The sequence below is a fragment of the Faecalibacillus sp. MSK20_93 genome, assembly GCF_020589945.1.
Classification (GTDB): Bacteria; Bacillota_I; Bacilli_A; order Erysipelotrichales; family Coprobacillaceae; genus Faecalibacillus; species Faecalibacillus intestinalis.
The window spans coordinates 20,960-41,375 of sequence record NZ_JAJDKA010000024.1 but is presented as its reverse complement, the minus strand read 5'-3'; the positions used below and the strand labels follow the sequence as shown (position 1 = coordinate 41,375).

Genomic DNA, 20,416 nt, shown 5'->3' with positions numbered 1-20,416 from the left:
AATATTTTCAAACTTTTTCATAAAATCACTTGAATTTTATATAGTTAGCTTTCTAAAACAATTCGTGTAATAAAATTACTTTAATTTATTATGTTTTTTACTCTCGATAATTGCGGTTCTAATATCACTTTTATTAGTTAAAATATCAAAAGGTTTAAATTTATAATAATTATAATATTGTATATCCGTCCAACTATATATATATTTTTTTAAATCCTCATTTATTGCATCAAATGATTTCCAAAATTTTTCACTATTAAAATTTATTTTTAAAAATGACTTTGCACCATAACATTCAAATTTAAAATTCTCAATAATTGATTTTAAATTTTCATCGTATAATTCATTAATACTCAAAATAAATTGTTGTTTATTTATATAATCTATAGATTTTTCTATTACATCTAAATTATATATTAATTCATCTTTAAAGAATTCTAGTGCTTGTTCTTGTCTTTTGTCATCTAATTCTATAAAACGATTTTTAACAATGCCATACCATTCAGTCCAAGTATGTTTTTCATCTTTGTATTCTTTATCTTTGTATACTATATTACAAAATTGTGCCCAACCATTCAAATACCACAAAATATTAATTTTTAAATCACTATAAATCATTTCATACAAATTATTAGCTTTATTATTTTTCTCTTTGACATTTCCTATTTCAATTAATAAAGCAATAAAAACAGATGCAACACCTCCGTAAGATAAATTTCTAATTATATCAAAAATAATACTTTGTACATTTTGTGCATTAGGGCAACAAAAAGAAGCAAAAATCATTACTAAAATTGATATCACACCTATAAGCCCGTACATTTTCCAATTTACTTTATACGGATTATGAATATGTGTCTCCATTTGCTTTAATCTCCTCTTCTCATTTAATTAAAAAATATTTATATCATCCAATTTTTCACAATATAAATACTTCATTTATACATTTTACAATTCCTACTTATTTAGATTTAGTAATTTTTTAAATCAAAAAAAATTTATAAACAATTGTTTATTCTTCGGTTAATCACTTAATACTTTATCAATGTTATTTTATTTATCTCATACTTTTTAAGAATATGTTACATTATTAATCATGTTAAATATTTATTATAATTTCAAAAAATTCTTCACTATAATATTTTTTATCTAACTTAATAATGTATAAAAATTTGTCTCATTAATGAAATCATCTAAAATTAAAAATGCTTTTGCAACATCATTTAATTCTAATATTAATTGATAGAACGCTACTTCCCCTCCACCTATGCTGTACGGTCTTATATTACAAGGATCACACATCCATTTTTTTATTGGTAGTGCGTCTTTGGGAACAATATATTTAAATTCACTCATATCAAATACCGCACCAACAGAATCAAAATAAGTATATTCAGCTGCTTCATAATCATTATCACGCATTGCTATGCTATCATAATCTTTATAATAATTGTAATCTATAGTAATAAATGCCCATGGAAATAATTCTTGAAAAATTTGATTATACGGCTTTGTTCCAAACCCAATAAATGTACTATTAACAACCTGCCTATCATTACCATTTTTATCAATTATTTTCAGCTTAAAAGTACCTCTACCGGATGATTTATTTATCCATTCTTCAACATTTAAAACAATTCTATTTCCATAAATAATTTGTTTCATCCATGGCTTTGCAAATAAAAAAGTATTGAACTTTTTTTCATACTCTGTTAATCTGTCTGCAATTTTAATCAAAGATGATTTAGAGTTTTCTAAAAGATTAGAAAAAGAAATTTCAATCTTCCAATTTTGTTCAGATAAAATTGCTGTTTCTTTGTTAACTATATTCCAATAACATTTATCTTTTTCTGGATCATACAAAACGATTATCACCGGTAAAGAATGATTCAACCAATAATCATAATGTTTTCGTTTTCCTCTATATATTATACTATTTGGTGTTAATTCCTTAAAATAACTGTTACCCGATTTAATCTGAACAGCAATTAATTTTCCGGTAGCACATTTATTTTCAACAATTTCAATTTGCGCATCAATTCCATAATCATCCACAGGCTGCTCTCTAAAAATCATTCCCATTTGATTTATAATTTTTTCTACCGATGAAACGCCTATTCTCTCAACTGACATATTACTCTCCTTTTACCTTTTTACACTCCATATAAAAATAAATTAATTTTTGTATTTTTACAATACGATTGAGAAAACCACTTGGTTTTTCATTAATACCTGTGATAATTATAAGATATTTATTAACATTTCTTTCCAACATTTGTTTGATATATGTAAACTATTTTATATAGTATCTAAATATATATGATTTCTCCAATATAAAATACAATATAGCTAATCAGTAAACAAATTGCCAAAATCTTTATAATAACCATCCGTAATAATTTTAGGTTGATTTATAATTGTATTATCACCTTGAAATAATTCTATTTAAATCATCCTTTCTTTAATTCTTCTAATACTTTTCTTACATTATGAGCAGCATCTTCCTGTATTTCGATAATTCTTGCTCCTCTAGCTTTCGCAACTTCTCTTAAATCAACAGATATTCCTGTATGAAATGAACATCCTACTACCAAAAAGATATCTCCTGGTTGTAATTTATAAACCATTTCATAAGCCTTTTGATAATTTGGTGCTGGATCACCATAAAGTACCGGTTTATTATATAAAGAATACGCAATATCCATTTCATCATCTTCTGGTAAACCACCATGTAATTCTAAAGCATCACTTCCAGCTAATTTATGCAATCCATCAATATTCATGGTAATAATTGGTATATGATACTCAGCTAAAGCAATATGAGCATCATTCGGTTTAGCACCGTTCATATTGGCTTTAAGCTGTTTAATAACCTCATTATATTCTTCATGATGTGTATTGGCATAACTTCTAAATAGTTTTTCTCTTACATCTGGTCTTTCCATAAATGTTGGAATATTACTTTGTTTTGATATTCCTGCTCCTGTAAAAGCTAATATTTTCATATAAATCAACTCCCTTAACTACATGAAATTATATCACATATTTCTATTGGTTATCTATAAAGTGCAATGATTAAAACCAATCTCTCTATATATTTGAATGTATCTAACTTAAAGAATCGATATATACTGTTATAGATGATATTAGTGCTTATTATAACCCATTAAAAACATTTCAACAAATAAAAAAGCTGATTAAATCACAATATTTCTACATGTTATATGGTATAATTGAATAAAGATAAAATGACTATTCATAATTTAAAGTTCTTTGATGTAATAAATTTATTTTTTAAAAAGGAGGTTTTTGCAATGGAAGAAAAAAGAATAAAAGCACAATTTTCAGTAACAAGTATTTCTGATGATGTACAACAACTTATTTTAAACGAAGATGCTTTAGTAATTAAAAATGAATCCAACGTAGATATTACCATTCCGTTTAGTAGTATTAATAATATCAAAATTTTACCTGTTAATAGAATCTACAATCCATCTGTAGGTCTTTTAAAAGATGGTTTCAAAGGTTTTATGTCACACCGTAATTCTGGAAAATTTAGTATTTACTTTAATTATTTTGTAGATTTAAACATCTATACAAACACAGGAAATTACTTTTTTGAAAGTTCAGACATCGAAGAAAATACATCTAAATTTATTTTGAAATTAAATGATATTTTTAAAATAGAAGATGATGTAAACTTAATTACCCTATTCCAAACAAAATCAACTAATGAAATAAAAGATTACATGGATAAACATTACAAAGATTTGGCAAAAACTTATAATTTAGAAAACCCACGTACTACATTAGATGATAGCATGGTAAGGTTAGCTAAAAAGAAAATTAAAAAACATTAAGTTTTAAAATCAAAGTTTCTCATAATGGGAAACTTTTTATATATCAACAACCAAATTTAATAATTCCTTTTATACATCGAATTGTCATTTTTCTTTTTTTTGAACATTCCTATTTTCTGTAATATCTCTTTTTTATCATTAAACCCTACTTCTGCTTTTCTATAGATATCGGCATATTACTTTATTTTGATATTCCTACTCCTGTAAAAGCTAATATTTCCGTATAAATCAACATCTTTAACTAAATAGAATTATAATATTACACAAATAATAAAAAAGAGGAATTAAAATATCTTCTATGATGTGTTCCATTGACAAATTTAATTTTTAATTATAAAATAACATATGTTACGTAACAAATGTTATTTTATAAGAAAGGAGTTTTGTTATGCCACCAAAATCAAAAATCAATAAGCAAGATATTTTAACTTCATCTCTTGAAATAATAAGAAAAAGTGGTTTTGAGGAAGTTAATGCAAGAAGTATTGCAAAAGAAATGAATTGTTCTACAAATCCTATTTTTAGGGTTTACAAAAATATGGATGAATTAAAAGAAGAACTTATTGAAGAAATATATAAATACTATCGAGAATTTACAGATATTTATGTTGATGAAAATGATGAATTGTATCGCGTTAGCTATGCCTATATCGAATTTGCAAGAAAAGAAAAAAATCTGTTCAAAGCTGTTTATATTTCAGATATTGGTGGTCAAAGAACGCTATCACAAATAATTCAATCATCGTACAATCAAAATATTATTAAAAAGATTGAAAAACAGTATCAAATTTCATTTGATGAAGCTTGCCAACTTTTTCAAAATATTCGATTTTATACGCATGGTATTGCAACTTATGTTCTTGTTGATAGCATTTCACTTTCGCAAGAAGAAGTTTCAGAATTATTAAAAATAGCAATTAAAAATTTTAGAAATGCTAAAAATTAAAAATACTTTAACAAAGGAAACAAAATATTTACTTATTGTAGGAATGTTATTCCTTGCTGGTTCAAATATTGCCTCAGTTTTTTTGAATGTTTATTTAGTAAGACTAACAAATAGTATATTTATTATCTTATTTCAAAATATTCTTAACTATGTTTCTTTGCTTATTGCTTTTATTATTGGAACAAAATTTATATCAAAAATAAATCTTGTTACTTTTCTTAAAACTGGCATCTTTTCAATGATTGCTTATTATTTGCTTATTTTATCATTAAAAGAACAAGCCCAATTATTTTTAATTCCATTAGGTATCTTTAATGGAATTGGTCAAGGTTTTTACTATTTTTCGTTTAACCTACTTACTGGACAACTCGTAAAAGAAAGTGAACAAGGTCGCTTCTTTTCATATCAACAAACATTCAGTTATCTTTTTGGAATTATTATGCCTTCACTTTCAGGTTATATTATTTCCATTTATACTAAACTAACAGGTTATTATATTTTATTTTTTATATCCGCTTTGTTACTTATTATTGGTATTTATATGTCTATTTTTATAAAAGGACTTACTTTAAATCAAAATATTAGATTATTAGAAGTTTTAAAACTTAAAGGTAACAAATATTGGAATGCTAATAAATATTATAATTTTAGTAACGGTATTAGAGATTCAATATTTAATCAGATATTTACTGTTTTTGCTTATACAATTATTTCTAACGAACAAATTATCGGTCAATTTAATTCAATTATGGCTTGTATTGGTATTTTCAGTTCAAGTTTAATTGCTAGTAAATTTAATAGAACCAATCAAAAGAATTATCATTTAATTGCTTCTATGATTTATTTTGGAATAATGTCCTTATTAGGAATTTTTCAATCGCCTAAAATATTATTAATCACTTATATCTTACTTGGTGTTGTCTACTGTTGGAATCAAACAATCTTTCAATCCGTTAAATTCCAATTAGCCATAATAGCAAACAACGATTATAACCAATACGAATATATTGTTGCATCTGAATTTCCAATTGCCCTAGGAAGAATTATTGGTCTTTCAATTTCACTTATTACCTGCTCATTATTTTCATTAAATAATGCTTATCGTTTTCTTATTATTTTTAATGGAACATTATGGCTTATCGATCACTTTATCATTAACAAAAAAGTACAATGGTTAGAAAAAGAAAAACTTTAAATCATATAAATTCTAAGACATTTTATTTACACTCTCACCTATAAACATGATGTTTTAAAGAAAATATATTAATTTAAAGTTAAAAAAATCCTATCTTAATTTTTAAACATTGTCAAACGATTAAGGAGGTTTTTATGAATAAAGAAAAGATTATATTTACTGATTTAGATAAAACTCTTTTAACTGCTCAACATGAAATTAGTGAAGAAAATTTAAAAGCTTTATATCAATTACAAAATAAAGGTTTTATTGTCGTCTTTGCATCTGGGCGTAGTTATAATGATATTAAAATAAATCTATTAGAAAAATATCATCTACAAATACCTGTTATTGCTTTAAATGGTGCTCAAATCTATTTACAAGATGGTTTCTTACTTGCAAATATGCCTATTAAAGAAAACAAGATTTTTGATATTATCGATCAATGTAATAAATTAGATTACTATTATATTCTTTACGATCAATGTCACTTTTATTATCATAAATCTAAACAATTAATAAAAAGACTTTATCAATTAGCAATGACTAAAACTACTGATATTGATTATGCTCTTTATGGTATGCAAGTTTACTATGATATTATATTTTCAAGTGTCCCTCTTACTAAGCAAATTATCAACGACTTTAAAACAAAAGATAAAGATTTATTTAAATTAGAAATCATTACTCATGATTTTAAATTTATAGAAAGTATAAATAAAAAATATGACAAAGATTTCAAAATCACTTCTTCAGGTCAACTAAACACCGAGATATCTTCTTTATCGGTAACAAAAGCAAATGCTATTGATATTTTATGCAAACATTTTAATATTAATTTAGAAAATACGTATGCAATTGGAGATCATTTAAATGATTTAGAAATGTTAAAAAAAGTAAATTATAGTGGTGCTGTTAATAACGCAGTAGATGATGTAAAGAAAATTGTAAACTACATTTCTACTTCTTATGATAAAAATGGTTTTGCTAACTTTGCATATCACATTATGAAATAAAGTAAAAAAGGAACATTTGTTTAATTAATCTGTTCCTTTTTTAATGAGTTTCTTATCTTTCGTATGATACTTTCCTTTACGATAATATTCTATTGAGATAGTATTTTTATCAAAATCAATCTCATAATATATGCCTATAGCATATCGACAAACATGTTCAGGAGGTTCTGTTCCATCAAAAGACCACTCATGATTAAAGCTATCTTTAGTTAAACATTTTAATCGGCTCCTATCTGCATCCTTCTCCTTTTTAGGTCGATAACTTTTCTTCATTTCAAGTGCAAGTAAATTATCTCGTTCTATGCATTCGCCTCTACTATGTACAATTAAATCTGTTTTAATTCTTATTATTTCTTCGTCTGGACCCTGTATACTTTTAGACATTTTTTTAAATTTTCCACCTCTATTGCGATTATATTCAATATCAACATAATACTTGGAATATTGGGTATCTTTTAATATATCATGTAATCTTATAGCCAGTGCTCCACAAATTGTTTGTTCAGATACTTGTGATTCAAATAAATCAATATCAAGATTTAATAGTTGTTCATTTGCTTGTTCAAATATTTTTTTTAAATTTTCAAAATCTTTTTTCATTGACGACTCCCCATTAAATATAAGTTATAATTCAACTAATTTTTCTTCAACAAAATAATAAATATTTTCTTTTTTATAACCATATTTAGAATTTAAAACACTTATATGTGGTTCAAACGTAAAATAATTTACATCTATTAATTTTGTTTTATTTCCCTTTTCAATATAAATTCTATCTTCACTTCTATTTACAATAGAATGTCCTAAATTTCCTAAAAAATCTAAATTTATAAACCCATATTCCTTTATCAAGTGATTCATATGAAAATAAAGATCTTCAAAGGTTGTTTCAACAGTAACATATTTCAATAATTCTTGATGAAGTCTATCTTCCATTTGTAATCCTTTTTTCCATTCTTCATTTTCAATATTTCCTACACAATCAACGACTATCCCATTTTCAATAATAATTGTTCTTGCATAGTCTCCCCAAACATTATTATTTTGAGGTGATAAATCAATCGTAATAATATCATTATTTTGTATAGTTTTATTTGCAGTTACATAATGTTTACCTGATATTGAAACATTTGTTTCATCTCCTGAAAAAATAAATGCTCCTACATCCCAATACCAAAAAGAATCTGCGCCCAACTCAAGCATTTTCTTCTCTAAATCATTTCTCAAATCAATAAGGGACATACCAGGTTTAATAATTTCTTTTGCATATTGTATTGTCATTTTTGCTATTTTTTGAACATCTTTATTTTCCATAATATTTCTCCTTTTTTATCATTAAAACATTATTTTTCCTTCATAAAAAGATTTTATAAATAATTTCTAATCAAAATATGTTTTCCATTTTTCTCCTGCCTTATAAGCATCAAAACACATTTGAATTTGTTCTTCATTATTCTTTTCTGTAGCAAGTATTGGAAGATTGTCCTTTGTAAAATAATCAAAACCTATTGTTTCACTATTTTCTTTAAAAACACCACCTTCTACTTCACAAAGCATAAATATTTTACATACTTTATAAGCATAGATTGGTTGATTATGTTTTTCTCTATCTTGAATTGCAATGACATTTTTAACAACAACATCAAGTCCTGCTTCTTCTTTTACTTCCTTTATCGTATTTTCCATAACTGAGACATTGACATCACACCAACCACCAGGTAATGACCATGTTCCATTTTTCTCTTGTACAAGTAAGATTTTATCTTCTTTAAAAATAGCAGCACGTGTATCAATTTTGGGTGTTTGATACCCTACTTCATTACAAAAAAGCCCTTCTACTTGTTCTACTGGTTTATTTGAAATATCTGCCATCATCATAGCGGAAAGTTGGCGAATACGTTCATAGCGTTCTTGATCATAAACATCTTTTCCATAAGTAAGTCCGGCTTGTGCTAAACTTTGTAATTCAATAGTATAATCAATCCATTTTTTATTTTTATCCATACACATTTCCTCTAATCTTTATTGATTTTATTATATCATATTTTTCTCATTGCATTTTTATTGAAAACAGATTTATAATAAAACTTACCCATAAGGAGGAAAATCATATGAAAGAATTTCGAAACAAACTTATTGTCCATGGTTTAATGAAAATCAATGATAAATACCTTGTCATTAAAAGAAGTATTATCAAAAGAGGAAAACCAAATGTATATCCTGAATATTGGGATATCCCTGGAGGTTCTGTAGAAGACTTGGAAACACCTGGAGAAGCTTTAATTAGAGAATTCAAAGAAGAAGTTAATTTAGATGTTGAAGTAAAACAAATCATTCATGAAGATAGTAATTTTGACAAAGGTAAAAATACGATGTTTACTCGACTTGTTTATATTTGTACTTTAAAAAATACAAATGATTATGTAATTCAATTAGATCCTGAAGAACATAGTGAATACCGTCTTATTTCTTCTCTAGATGAAATGTCTGATGAAAAAGTTGTTCCATTTTTAATTGATATCTTATCTAATAAAAATCTCTAATAGAAAATAACTCTATTAGAGATTTCTTTTATCTTTTTTTAATTGGAATCCATATTTCACAATAATAATTTTCATCCAATGTACCTTTAAGATATTTTGTTGGATCATCATAATATTCTACACAATATCCAGCAGCAAATTCATAATCTTTTAACGCCGGTAACCACTCTGTAAATATTTTAATATTTACATCTTGCAAGGCTTTAGGCATTGCGCCAACACATGGAAAAATTGCCCATTCAAATTCAGGAATAGTTTCTAACACAAAGCCTTCTGGAATAACTTGTTCTTGATAAGGATCTGCAATTAAATAATCAAAGTTTTCTTGCCCCATTTGTTTATCAATGTTAATTCCATAAACTCCTCTAACAACTTTTCCTTTACCTGTTTGATAATGTTCTTTCCAAAAATCAGGAATGACTTTTTTAGCATTTTCATAAGCAAACGTTTTTTCATTTGCGATAACTTTAAACGCTTTTTTCTTTCAATCTTGTAATCCATAAGATATCCTCCTTCTAAAGCTATTGTTAGTTTCAGTGGAGCAAAGGATTTCAAAGTTGTATGCTTCTTACGAGCAACTGTTGGTGTTACACCATGAAAACGTGTAAAAGCTTTGGTAAAACTATCTGGCGAATCATATCCATATTTTATGGCAATATCAATAATTTTTATATCACTTCCAGCAATTTCATTACCCGCAAGCGATAATCTTCTTTTACGAATATATTCACTAATAGTAAATCCACATAACATAGCAAATCCTTTTTGAAAATAAAATTCAGAAATATGAACATATTTTGCAACATCTTTCACTGTTATATCTTCTATTAAATGATTTTCAATATATTGAATTGCTTTTTCAATTGCATTTACCCAATCCATGTTTTTTCTCCTTTTCTCTACTGTACTTGTATTATAGTTAAGAAAAAAGATTTTCTCCCGACACTATTTGCCTTCATTTGTCTGTTTTAATTTTTCATAAGCTTCTAATAACCAAGTATGAGGCATAAGAAGTTGATGTGTTTCAAATTGATAACTTATAAACTAATAACATCCTTTATCTAAAGAAATATTGACTGCTTCTTTTAATTGCTGATAATAAGGAGGTATTCCTCCTTGGTCCCAAGCGAGTTTATCAGCTAAGAAAATAATTTTATTATAATCATTTATTTCTTTTTTCAAAGTTGTATGACATTCAATTGCTGATAAAATATCTTCATCTTCAATATGAAAATAATCATATGCAATTTCTTTAGAAATTCTTTGATGCAATAAGAAATGATATTTTTCTTCACTTGGATCTATTTGGTACCCTAATTCTTTAGCGTATTTATACATATCATCTGGTGAAAGGATTGCACTGATATCATGCAACAAAGCTGCTATCATACATTTTTCAATATTTAGATGATATTGAATTGCAAGCTTTTTAGCTTCTTTGGCTACACTTTCTACATGATTCCATGTTTTTTCTTTATGATATTTTAAATAAAGATTTTTGATTTTATCGTATAATTCAATATTCATTTTATTTCCACATCACATTCATATACAACTCATTTTGTTTTTCCCACTCAGCTTCATTATGATGACCTCCAGGAATAATATTGATATAACTTGTTGCACCTTTAGATACAATATAATCATTAAACTCTTGAATGTTTTTAATATAACGTTGTGGTCTTTTAAATTCTTCCGTTCCTAAAGACATATAAATACGTGTATCAGGATTTAAATTTTGAGGAAGATCTCTTTCTAAACGTTTTTTACATAAGCCAAAGGCCGGTGACAAACAAGCGGCTTTAGAAATATATTGGTTGTATTTGATAACTCCATAAAAAGCCATCAAACCACCCATAGAACTTCCTGCAATGGCTGTACATTCTCTAAAAGGATATGTTCTATATTTTTGATCAATCATCGGCTTTAGTTCATAAACAAGCCAATCTAATGTTTGAATACCTTTTCCTTGAACACGTCCAAAATAACGACTATTTAAGTTATAAGGACAATACTCACTTAATCTTTCATTCCCTTCATGATTACATTCAATCCCTACAATAATCAATTTCTTATCATAATGATTTAAAAATTCAGCTAAGCCCCATGATTTACCATAAGTAGCATCACTATTCAAAAACAAATTATGTCCATCAAACATATAAACAACTGGATATCTTTCATCACTTTGATAATAATCATTAGGTAAATAAATATGCAATGTTCTTTGACAGTTAAATGGTCTTAAATAAACATCATATTTCTCTAACATTGAAAATACCTCTTTTATAATGAAATAATTTCATCAAGATCGCATTGATCTATTTGATTTTTACCACCAATAATACATATTCCACCTTTTTCTAAAGTTTCATCGATTTCTTTCGCAATTTCTAATAGCTCATCCTTATCTACATTTAAAATAGCTTCCAATTGTTCTTGTCTTGCTTTTTCATCTTTTTGATTAAAATAATATAAATCACCATATTTGCCAATATTATAAGGCATCATAAGTGGCATTAATCCTGAAAGTGTGCCAATAATAAATCCTGTTAAATCATGATTTTCCTTTAAATAATCTTTTAAAAATGTTCCACATTTTTCATATTTCTTTAAAGATTCTTTTCCATTTGGATCACGATAAGAATAACAACATGTAAATCCTGAAGCACGCGATACTAAACCTGTACCATAAGCACCTCCTTGTACTCTTACTACATTCCATAAATACGCTAAAGAAATAATGTTTGAAGCAAGTGGTGTTATTTTAGAAGTCTCTAATAGATAACCTCCTTTAGAGGCATAAGCAATATCTGAAGGAATAATAATTCCTTCTTTTTTAATAGAAAAAGGTTTTATGATTGCTTTTTCTAAAGCATCAGAGATTTTTAATGTTTCCTTTAAATAAAGAGCTTGTTTTTCTAAGTTTGTATCATCATTTCCAGTAAAAGATAAAGTTAAACGATTATAGAAACAAACATTTTGATAAACACTTTCTAATTTTTGTTTTAAAGCAACAAAATCAAAATGATCATCTAATTCTTTTAACCATTTATAATAAGCAATTCCACTACTATATTCATCAATAACACCCGAAGAACTTACCATTGCTAAAACTTTTTTCATAGATAAACTATGTCCTGACATAGTAATCGCTTGTTTTAAGGAAATAATACGTTGTTTTAAAATATCACGAATCATTTTTTCTTGATCAAAAACAGATTCTTGTAAGATTTCAACAAGAAGTTGTAAAGCTTCTTGTTCATTTTCTTCTAAAGTAGAAAATGTTGCTTTGAAGTAAACTTGATTTTCTTTATTAGTTGTTTCATATGTATTAATAGAATAATTCATTGTTCCACAAAGAAGACGAATCTTTGTAGAAAGATCTTTAGCACTATGTTTTATTGTAGAGATATTTCCTAATAAGGAACAAATAAAAGATAAGGTACTGATTTGATTTAAATCTAAATGATCTATATTAAAATAAAGAGCATAATAATAAATACCATTAGTTTCTGTTGGATGTTTTAAAACTTTGCATCCTTCTAAATCTATCAACTTTGAAGGAATCTTTTGTACTTTTGCTTCAATATCTTCAAGATTTAATTTTGGTAAAGTATTTAAGTTTTCTAAAGTGTCTGGTGCTTGTTGGAAAGCATCTAATTGTTTTTGTTCTATTTGTAATTGTTGTTTTTGAACATCTGTCATAGAATTTAAAACATTTGTTAATTTCTTTTCTTCTTTTTCACGACGAATCTTTCCTAACTCTTTTGAAGGTTTTAATACAATTTCGCAACTATGTTTATTTTCTAAAAGAACTTCTTGGATAAGATTTTCAAAATACCCTTCATTTACTTTCTTTTTCAAATCATCAAAGATCTTTCCATATTCTAAATGGGCTTCTGGTTTACCTCCATAAAGCCAACTTTCTAATACTTGGAAACCAAAAATAATTCCTTGAGGATATCCCCCAAAGTTTCTTTCTTTTAAATTTAATTCTAAATAAGCAAGTGTTGCATCAAGTTGTTGACGATCAATACCTTTCTTAATCAATGTTTGAAGCGTATCAAAAACAATTTCTTTAACTTGATCTAAGTTTTCTTCTTTTATATGATCAACTTCTAATTGACACCAATTTTGTAATTCACCATCATTAATCGCTAAATAAACATTTTCAGCTAGTCCTTTTTCCAAAAGGGCTTTATTTAAAACCGCTTGATTATCACCACATAAAACATCACTTAATACTTGCATCGCAATGACTTTTTCATAGTCTTGATAACTTCCAATCACATTTCCCCAGGCCATGCGATATTTATTTTCAGCGTTTTCTTCTTCCCCTATTTCATAATCTACCACTTGTCTAGAAACTTGAACAGGTTGTTGATAAATTGGTCCTTCTATTGGTAAATTCGCTTCCATTGAAGAAAGATATTCTTGATTTAAAAGTTCTAAGACGTCATCAAGTTGGACATCTCCATCTAAAAAGACAAAGGCATTAGAAGGATGATAATATTTTTGATAAGTTTGGATAAATTGTTCATAGGTTAAATCAGTGATGGCTTCAGGATCACCCCCTGAAACATATTGATAACAGTTGTCTTTAAATAAAGCACGATTCAACGCATTCATCATAATTTCATGAGGACTTGAAAAAGCCCCCTTCATTTCATTTAAAACAACCCCTTTATAAGTTGGTTTTTCTGTAGCTTCAATATGCCATCCTTCTTGTAAAAAGATTTCTTTTTTATTTAAAATCAAAGGATTGAAAACTGCATCTAAATAAACTTTTGTTAGATTCATAAAATCTTGATTATTTCTAGATGAAATAGGATAAAAGGTTTTATCTTCAAAGGTCAAGGCATTTAAAAAAGTACTCATTGAACTTTTCATTAATTCTACAAAAGGCTCTTTGACAGGATATTTTTGAGATCCACATAAGACCGAATGTTCTAAAATATGAAAAACCCCACTATCATCACTTGGTAAGGTTTTAAACGCAATACCAAATGTTTTATTTTCTTCATCACGTTTTAACCAAGCAAGTTTTAAATGGGTTTTTATATGTTCCATTTCATACATTGTTGCATTAAGTTCACTGACTTCTGTCCTTTTTTTAACGACAAAGCCATGTTTTGATTCATTTATTTTCATTGTACTACCTCATTTCTTTACACCTTATTTTACCTTTGAATAAACGTTTTGTAAACGAAGATGATATTTTAGTAAATATTGATTTCAAGTTTACTAAATGATAAAATAACCATAGATTGGAGGTTCTTATGGCAACAATAAAAGATATTGCTGAATTAGCGAAAGTATCAAGCGCCAGTGTTTCACGTATTTTAAATAATGATCCTACTTTGTCTGTTCCTAAAGAAACAAGACAACGTGTTCTTGATGCAGCTAATCAGCTTGGTTATAAAAAGAAAAATAAAAAAATCTATGATACAGTGATGACATTAGGAATCATTCAATGGATATCTCCTATTGAAGAATCCAATGACCCTTATTATTTAAGTATTCGTCAAGGAGTAGAAGAATATTGTTTTAAAAACAAAATTGCTATCAAACGTGTTTTTAAAACAGATGTTGATTATTTAAATCAATTAGAAGATATTCAAGGTTTAGTTTGTATTGGGAAATACAGTCAAGAAGATATTGAAACATATAAAAAGATATGTTCAAATGTTATTTTTTTAGATATGAATATTGATCCTATTCATGAATGTTGTATTTTACTTGATTTTAAAAATGCAGTTAAAGATGTGGTTTCTTATTTAAGTCAAAAACATACTTCAATTGCCTATTTAGGTGGTAAAGAAATAATTCATGATAAGCTCTATCATGATCAAAGAAAAGAATACTTTGAACACTATTGTAAAAAATACAACATTGATTATTCTATAAGCGAAGAAACGTTTTCAATTGAATCTGGTTTTAATATGACTTATGAACTTATTAAAAACAAGAAACTTCCTTCCGCCATTTTTGCAGCAAGCGATCCTATCGCTATTGGTGCCATGCGTGCTTTAAAACAATATGACATCAAAATACCTGAAGATATATCAATCATTGGTTTTGATAATATTGAAACAACCAATTATACCGATCCACCGCTTACAACAGTATTTGCGCCAACGTTTGATATGGGCTTTATGGCTGCTAGACAACTTTTTGATGCTTTTAAACATAATGAAAATATTTCACCGATTAAAATTCTTTTACCTTGTTTTTTAATTGAAAGAAATTCATGTATTTAAAAATCTCTAGATTTTTTCTCTAGAGATTTTTTATAACTTCAAATTTATAAGATGTTTTTTCATCATAAGTGTCACCTGCTTTTAAAATCGTACTTGGGTTTTCTTCTAGATGAATCGCATCCGGCATATTTTGTGTTTCAATACAAATGGCATCACGGGCATTGTAATGTTGTCCATATTTACCAAGACGACCATCTAAATAATTCGCTGTATAGATTTGTGCTTGTGGTAAAGTCGTTGAAACGGTTAATTTTCTTCCTGTCTTTTCATGAACCAATTCAACTTGGTTTTCTTTTGTATTAAAGATCATTGGATGATCAAATCCTTTACCAAGTTGTAATTGTTCATCATCATTATCGACACGATCTCCAATATAGGCAAATTCATTGAAATCAAAAGATGTTCCTTTGACATCTTTTATTTCACCTGTAGGAAGTCCATCAGGATCAATGCAAGCAAAACGATCAGCATGAACTTTTAATAAATGTTGATATACATTTTCTTTTTTGCCAGATAAGTTAAAATACGAATGATTCGTAATATTAATAAGCGTATCTTTCGAAGTAGTTGCATGATAATGCATGGTAAGTGTATCGCCTTCAAGTGAGTAGATTGCTTTAAAATCTAACTCACCAGGATATCCTTCTTCCCCATCTTTAGAAACATAATGGAATTCAACACTTGTTTCATCAAGCACTTGATAATCAAATACTTGATAAGAAAAGCCTTTGATTCCTCCATGTAAGGAGTTAGGTCCATTATTAATTGGTAAATGATAAGTTTGACCGTTTAATTCAAAAGTTCCTTTTTTAATACGATTAGCAACTCTTCCAACAAGCGCCCCAATATAGGCATCTAATGTTTGATAAGATTTAAAATCATCATATCCTAAAACCACATCATCAACATTTCCTACTTGATCTTTCATCAACACTTTAACAAGTGTACATCCATAATTAGAAACAACAACTTCTAATTCATCATTTTTAAGTGTAATTAAATCAATATTATTTTCTACTTTCTCTATTTTAATCATCTTAAAGTACCTTCATTCCACCAAATTTTCTTACTTTTAAGACATGACAAGAACCTTCACCAAAATACTTTTCAATTTCTTCTTTATAATGATCAACGTATTCATCTTCGACAAAGGCTTGGATCGTTCCCGCAAATCCACCTCCATGAACACGACATACACCATGATTTTCTAAAATACCTTCTGATAAAGCAAGGGCCAAAGAAACAGCTTGATTATCTGGATATTTATTTGAATAAACGTTTTGTAAGTATTTATATGAAGAATCTCCTGAATCTTTAATAACTTGTTTAAACGTATCAAAATCATTATTTTTTAAAGAAGATACTGCTTTTTCCACACGTTTATTTTCATTAAATAAATGAATTGCTCTTAAAATCGCACGATCTCCTACTTCTTTTCTTACTGCAACTAATTGGTTATAAAAATCTTTTTCATCCACTTCTCTTAAAAATTCTTTGCCAAAGAATTGAGCTACTTTTTTCATTTCATAAGGAACAGCTGCATAATCATCTGTTAAATCTGCATGAGACGCATGGACATCTACGATACATAAACTATGTTTAAATGAAGAAAATTCAACATCTACTTTTTCGACAACAGGTTTACTATTATCCTTAAAATCAATATGAATCAAACTTCCTACTGAACAAGCACTTTGATCCATTAAACCACATGGTTTTCCAAAATAGACATTTTCACTATATTGTCCCACTTGTCCAATCACGACAGGATCGACTTTCATTTCATTATAAAGACCTGAAAGAATGGTTCCAATCATAACTTCAAAGGCTGCTGATGAAGATAACCCTGAGCCTTGTAAAACATCACTTGTCATATAGCCGTTAAATCCACCAATGGCATAACCTAATTCTTTAAAACGGGCAAGAACTCCTCTCATTAGTCCTTCAGATGTGCCCACTTCGTCTTCTTTTTTTGATAAATCATCTAAAGAAATAGGTTTTAAATCATAATCATCCGATAAAACTTTAACGACATCATTTTTAGAAACAACCGCAATAATATCTAAGTTGATGGCTGCCGCTAAAACTTCACCATTTTGATGATCCGTATGATTCCCACTGACTTCACTTCTTCCTGGTGTACTATAGATTTCAATTTCTTGATCTCCATAAAGTGAAATAAATTTTTCAATTGCTGCTACATATCTTTGAGGTTGTTTTTCAATACGACTTTCATCAATATAGACTTCTTTTAAAACATCATTATAAGTTCCCTCTTGAATTTCTTTAATCACTAAACTTGCTTTTTTCATTCTTTTTCTCCTACCATTTCTACAAATTTAATAAAAGCTTCTTTCCCTTCTTCATTCATTTTAAAGACACCCGCATCTTCTAATACATTAACGAATTTATGTGTTAATTCTTCTTTTAGTAATTGATCCACTGTATCTTCATTAAAATCATGGCTCTTTAATTCATTATACCATGCCACATGCTTTTTCATATTTGAAATTTCTAAAATATTCTTTTTTCCTAATAAACATTCTTTTAAAACTTCTAATTCATCTTTTAATCTTGCCGGTAAAACCGCAAGTCCCATCACTTCAATTAAACCAATATTTTCTTTTTTAATATGATGTAAGTTTTGATGAGGATGGAAAATACCATCAGGATATTTTTCACTTGTTCGATTGTTTCTTAAAACAAGATCCATTTCATACAATCCATTTTTCTTTCTTACAATTGGAGTAATCGTATTATGTCTTGTTTCATGGCTATAAGCGATAATATCCAATTTTTCATTAGAATAATTGATCCATTTATTTAAAGTATCTAAGGCAAATCGAATCATTTGTTCATCATTTGTTGAACGTACACGAATGGTTGATAAAGGCCAATTTAAAACACTGATTTGTAAATCAGGATATTTGTCTAAAGATATATCTTTAACAACTGTCGCTCCTTCTATTGGAAAGATATAATGTCCTCCTTGGAAGTGATCGTGTGTTAAAATAGATCCTCCTACAATTGGTAAATCCGCATTTGAACCTAGCATATAATGTGGAAATTGTTTAACAAATGAAAATAATGATCTAAAAGTATTTTCATTAATGACCATTGGTTGATGGTTTTCATTAAAAATAATGCAATGTTCGTTATAATAAACATAAGGTGAATATTGCATGTAATACCGATATCCATTTAACATTAATGGGATAATACGATGATTTTGCCTTGCGGGATGATTAAAGTTTCCTGCAAAACCCACATTTTCTTTACATAAAAGGCATTTGGGATAACCACTGGCTTTGATTGTTTTTGCCTTCATGATTTCTTTTGGATCTTTTTCTGGTTTAGATAAATTAATGGTAATTTCAATATCACCATATTTATAAAATTGTTTGAAACGAATATTTTTATCTGTTCTTGTTTTTCGAATATAATTCGATGCAATAGATAAATCATAGAAATACTTTGTTGCTTTTTTAGAATCTTCTTTATAATACTCTTTAAATGTTTGAATCACTTCACTTGGACGAGGCATTAAACAATTCATAATGCGCGTATCAAAAAGATCTCGTTCTGTAATATTATTTTCAATGAAACCTTCTTGACAAGCATAATCTAACATTTCTTCTAAAATATCTGTCGCCACTTCTAATTCTTCACTCATTTCTTCTTTAGTAAAATGATCTAAATGAAATAAATCTAATAATAAGTTCACTGCATAAATTTCATCATCTTCGCTAATTAAATGATGTTGTAAACCAAAATAAATAAGTCGATTAATTTGATGATTCATTTTCTATCCCCCATTCTTTCTCAATCTCATTTTATCACTTTAGTAAACTTTATCAATATATTTTACTAAATATTAGTTAATAAAATGTGTTTTTAGTAAAAAAAGATAATACTTCCGTATTACCTTTCAATTATTTCTTTATCATTTTTAATCATTTCACTTTGATTTTTATAAGAAGGAAGATACCGAAACACTATAAATTCTACAACCTCATCTGTTTGATTTTCAAAAGTATGAATATCTTTATCAACAGAAAGCAAATCCCCCTGTTTTAATTTTAATGATTGTTCCTGATTTGTTTCATCTAAATAACGATAAACAAGCTCCCCTTTTAAAATAAAAATATTTTCTGAAATACGATGATGTCTATGCCATTCTTGCAATGTACGAGGATTAATTTTATTATAATGAATTTCAGCATCATTTAATAAATAATAGTCTACCTTTGTGCCGTTTGTTTTATCTACATGAATCGCCTGATCTTTCCTAATTAATTTCATACAATTATTCTCTCGCAAATGAATTTACATATAAAGCCTTTAATTCTTCATCATCCATTTCATCAACTTCTAAATAAAAATGTTTGATCCCTACTGCATCATAATAACCTATCACACGATCTTTCATCTCTTCTTTACTGACTTCTTTTTTTACACCATTAATTGTTACTTCCATAATTATTCTCTCCTTTTCTCTATTCTATCAAAAAAATGGACTCTTCGTCCATTTTTACGACAATTATTTCTGTTTCATAAATCGTTAAATCATCCATAATTTTCCTCCATAGCTCTACTCTAACAAAAAGAAAATAT

21 protein-coding genes and 1 pseudogene are annotated in these 20,416 nt (G+C 27.4%); 6 read left to right on the top strand and 16 right to left on the bottom strand.

Annotation, left to right across the window (positions count from 1 at the left end; all coding sequences use genetic code 11):
- Positions 1–75: 75 nt before the first annotated feature.
- The 3 genes from LJD34_RS08615 to LJD34_RS08605 form a co-directional block, all read right to left on the bottom strand.
- Positions 76–864 carry a hypothetical protein gene (locus tag LJD34_RS08615; RefSeq protein ID WP_227359633.1) on the bottom strand — a complete coding sequence of 263 codons (789 nt, stop codon included), beginning with the start codon at positions 862–864 and terminating at the stop codon, positions 76–78.
- 285 nt (positions 865–1,149) lie between these two features.
- Positions 1,150–2,133, bottom strand: a complete 984-nt coding sequence (locus tag LJD34_RS08610) for a DUF4365 domain-containing protein (RefSeq protein ID WP_032090444.1) — start codon at positions 2,131–2,133, stop codon at positions 1,150–1,152.
- A gap of 317 nt (positions 2,134–2,450) precedes the next feature.
- Positions 2,451–3,005 (bottom strand): Sir2 family NAD-dependent protein deacetylase, encoded by a 555-nt coding sequence (locus LJD34_RS08605; RefSeq protein ID WP_032090445.1) that lies wholly within the window; start codon positions 3,003–3,005, stop codon positions 2,451–2,453.
- Between the two features lie 309 nt (positions 3,006–3,314).
- On the opposite strand from LJD34_RS08605, the gene LJD34_RS08600 reads away from it, so the two are divergent.
- The 4 genes from LJD34_RS08600 to LJD34_RS08585 all read left to right on the top strand — a co-directional run bounded on the left by LJD34_RS08600 (position 3,315) and on the right by LJD34_RS08585 (position 6,996).
- Positions 3,315–3,860 carry a hypothetical protein gene (locus tag LJD34_RS08600; protein WP_032090446.1) on the top strand — a complete coding sequence of 182 codons (546 nt, stop codon included), beginning with the start codon at positions 3,315–3,317 and terminating at the stop codon, positions 3,858–3,860.
- 388 nt (positions 3,861–4,248) lie between these two features.
- Positions 4,249–4,806, top strand: a complete 558-nt coding sequence (locus tag LJD34_RS08595; RefSeq protein ID WP_032090447.1) for a TetR/AcrR family transcriptional regulator — start codon at positions 4,249–4,251, stop codon at positions 4,804–4,806.
- The gene (locus LJD34_RS08590) at positions 4,793–6,001 is read left to right on the top strand and encodes an MFS transporter (RefSeq protein WP_227359632.1); all 1,209 of its coding nucleotides are present in this window, start codon (positions 4,793–4,795) and stop codon (positions 5,999–6,001) included. The genes LJD34_RS08595 and LJD34_RS08590 overlap by 14 nt, the downstream gene beginning before the upstream one ends.
- Before the next feature lie 134 nt (positions 6,002–6,135).
- Positions 6,136–6,996 carry a Cof-type HAD-IIB family hydrolase gene (locus LJD34_RS08585; RefSeq protein WP_032090449.1) on the top strand — a complete coding sequence of 287 codons (861 nt, stop codon included), beginning with the start codon at positions 6,136–6,138 and terminating at the stop codon, positions 6,994–6,996.
- Between the two features lie 24 nt (positions 6,997–7,020).
- On the opposite strand, the gene LJD34_RS08580 is transcribed toward LJD34_RS08585, so the two are convergent.
- From LJD34_RS08580 to LJD34_RS08570, 3 genes are all read right to left on the bottom strand, one after another.
- Positions 7,021–7,596: a hypothetical protein gene (locus tag LJD34_RS08580; protein ID WP_227359631.1), complete on the bottom strand. Its 576-nt coding sequence runs from the start codon at positions 7,594–7,596 to the stop codon at positions 7,021–7,023.
- A gap of 24 nt (positions 7,597–7,620) precedes the next feature.
- A complete protein-coding gene (locus LJD34_RS08575) occupies positions 7,621–8,310 on the bottom strand; it encodes a M24 family metallopeptidase (RefSeq protein ID WP_032090453.1) in 690 nt (229 codons plus the stop codon).
- A gap of 66 nt (positions 8,311–8,376) precedes the next feature.
- Positions 8,377–9,000: an NUDIX hydrolase N-terminal domain-containing protein gene (locus tag LJD34_RS08570; protein ID WP_227359630.1), complete on the bottom strand. Its 624-nt coding sequence runs from the start codon at positions 8,998–9,000 to the stop codon at positions 8,377–8,379.
- A 107-nt stretch (positions 9,001–9,107) separates the two neighbouring features.
- Here LJD34_RS08570 and LJD34_RS08565 point away from each other — a divergent pair, with 107 nt between their 5' ends.
- On the top strand, positions 9,108–9,539 hold the full coding sequence (locus tag LJD34_RS08565; protein ID WP_227359629.1) for an NUDIX hydrolase: 432 nt from the start codon (positions 9,108–9,110) through the stop codon (positions 9,537–9,539).
- A gap of 28 nt (positions 9,540–9,567) precedes the next feature.
- Here the strand turns inward: LJD34_RS08565 and LJD34_RS08560 are convergent, their stop codons facing one another.
- From LJD34_RS08560 to LJD34_RS08540, 5 genes and pseudogenes are all read right to left on the bottom strand, one after another.
- The gene (locus LJD34_RS08560; protein WP_318532720.1) at positions 9,568–10,002 is read right to left on the bottom strand and encodes a GyrI-like domain-containing protein; all 435 of its coding nucleotides are present in this window, start codon (positions 10,000–10,002) and stop codon (positions 9,568–9,570) included.
- A 164-nt stretch (positions 10,003–10,166) separates the two neighbouring features.
- A pseudogene (locus LJD34_RS16790) lies at positions 10,167–10,292 on the bottom strand (AraC family transcriptional regulator); the annotation flags it as partial.
- Between the two features lie 291 nt (positions 10,293–10,583).
- Positions 10,584–11,066: a bis(5'-nucleosyl)-tetraphosphatase (symmetrical) YqeK gene (gene yqeK, locus LJD34_RS08550; RefSeq protein WP_227359627.1), complete on the bottom strand. Its 483-nt coding sequence runs from the start codon at positions 11,064–11,066 to the stop codon at positions 10,584–10,586.
- 1 nt (position 11,067) lies between these two features.
- Positions 11,068–11,811, bottom strand: coding sequence for an alpha/beta hydrolase (locus LJD34_RS08545; RefSeq protein ID WP_147579559.1), 744 nt, complete (start codon positions 11,809–11,811; stop codon positions 11,068–11,070).
- A 14-nt stretch (positions 11,812–11,825) separates the two neighbouring features.
- Complete coding sequence (locus LJD34_RS08540; protein ID WP_227359626.1) at positions 11,826–14,693, bottom strand: insulinase family protein; 2,868 nt, start codon at positions 14,691–14,693, stop codon at positions 11,826–11,828.
- 128 nt (positions 14,694–14,821) lie between these two features.
- Between LJD34_RS08540 and LJD34_RS08535 the strand changes: the two genes are divergently transcribed.
- On the top strand, positions 14,822–15,802 hold the full coding sequence (locus tag LJD34_RS08535) for a LacI family DNA-binding transcriptional regulator (RefSeq protein ID WP_227359625.1): 981 nt from the start codon (positions 14,822–14,824) through the stop codon (positions 15,800–15,802).
- Positions 15,803–15,821: 19 nt separating this feature from the next.
- On the opposite strand, the gene LJD34_RS08530 is transcribed toward LJD34_RS08535, so the two are convergent.
- The 5 genes from LJD34_RS08530 to LJD34_RS08510 form a co-directional block, all read right to left on the bottom strand.
- Positions 15,822–16,838: an aldose epimerase family protein gene (locus LJD34_RS08530; RefSeq protein WP_227359624.1), complete on the bottom strand. Its 1,017-nt coding sequence runs from the start codon at positions 16,836–16,838 to the stop codon at positions 15,822–15,824.
- Position 16,839: 1 nt separating this feature from the next.
- Positions 16,840–18,114: a galactokinase gene (locus LJD34_RS08525; protein ID WP_119363641.1), complete on the bottom strand. Its 1,275-nt coding sequence runs from the start codon at positions 18,112–18,114 to the stop codon at positions 16,840–16,842.
- Positions 18,111–19,604, bottom strand: coding sequence for a UDP-glucose--hexose-1-phosphate uridylyltransferase (locus tag LJD34_RS08520; RefSeq protein WP_227359623.1), 1,494 nt, complete (start codon positions 19,602–19,604; stop codon positions 18,111–18,113). The genes LJD34_RS08525 and LJD34_RS08520 overlap by 4 nt, the downstream gene beginning before the upstream one ends.
- A gap of 119 nt (positions 19,605–19,723) precedes the next feature.
- Positions 19,724–20,104 carry a cupin domain-containing protein gene (locus LJD34_RS08515; RefSeq protein ID WP_227359622.1) on the bottom strand — a complete coding sequence of 127 codons (381 nt, stop codon included), beginning with the start codon at positions 20,102–20,104 and terminating at the stop codon, positions 19,724–19,726.
- A gap of 4 nt (positions 20,105–20,108) precedes the next feature.
- Positions 20,109–20,279, bottom strand: a complete 171-nt coding sequence (locus tag LJD34_RS08510; protein WP_022002849.1) for a hypothetical protein — start codon at positions 20,277–20,279, stop codon at positions 20,109–20,111.
- Between the last annotated feature and the right edge of the window lie 137 nt (positions 20,280–20,416).